This window comes from Janthinobacterium sp. DSP2-3-3 (assembly GCF_049897325.1).
Classification (GTDB): Bacteria; Pseudomonadota; Gammaproteobacteria; order Burkholderiales; family Burkholderiaceae_D; genus Janthinobacterium.
Genome location: NZ_JAFCWA010000039.1, coordinates 1 through 825, shown reverse-complemented (window position 1 = coordinate 825; position 825 = coordinate 1). Strand labels below are relative to the sequence as shown.

The window sequence follows — 825 nt, the reverse complement described above, 5'->3', positions numbered from 1 at the left end:
TGAGGTACCCTGACTTTTTCGGACACTCTTGTTTGGCAAACTTCACCAACTGGAGAACATATGAAACGCTCAACAACATACACGCCAGAGCTTCGAGAAGAAGCAGTAAAGCTGGTCTTGACACAGGGACTGACGCTGGAAGATGCGGCGCGACGCCTGACCATTCCCAAGGGAACGCTGGCTAATTGGGTGGCAGCGGCGAGGCGCGGCACGTCGCCCAAAGTGGCCCCTGGCAGCCGTTCTGTGCCCGAACTTGAGGCCGAGGTAACAAAGCTTCGCAAAGAACTCGCAGAAACCCGCATGGAGCGCGATATTGTAAAAAAAGCGGCAGCGTACTTTGCGCGGGAGTCGCTGCCAAGTACGCGGTCATAAAAACGATGCGACCAGACTATCCCGTCACCGTCCTGTGCCGTGTTTTTGATGTGTCGCGCAGTGGTTTCTATGCCTGGGCAAGCGGCAAGCGTTCACAGCGTGCGCAGGACGATGTACGCCTGAAGGTCGCTATCGAGGCAGTGCACGCGCAGAGCCGACAGACGTATGGGCCGCTGCGCATGCAGCCGGAATTGACGGCGCAAGGCTTTCCGGCGGGCCGAGACCGCATCGTTCGGCTGCGTCGGGAACTCGCCTTGCGCTGCAAGCAAAAGCGCAAATTCAAGGCTACCACCAACTCGAACCATGACCTGCCGGTGGCCGAGAATTTGCTGAACCAGACCTTCTCCCCGACCCGGCCCAATGAAGCCTGGGTGACCGATATCACCTATGTGGCCACGGGCGAGGGCTGGCTCTACCTGGCCGGCATCAAGGACGTCTTTACTTGCGAACTGG

General features: G+C 58.5%; 1 pseudogene. It reads left to right on the top strand.

What is annotated here, in order from left to right:
* Window positions 1–60 precede the first annotated feature (60 nt).
* Window positions 61–825: pseudogene (locus tag ACP7DE_RS27980) on the top strand (IS3 family transposase); the annotation flags it as partial.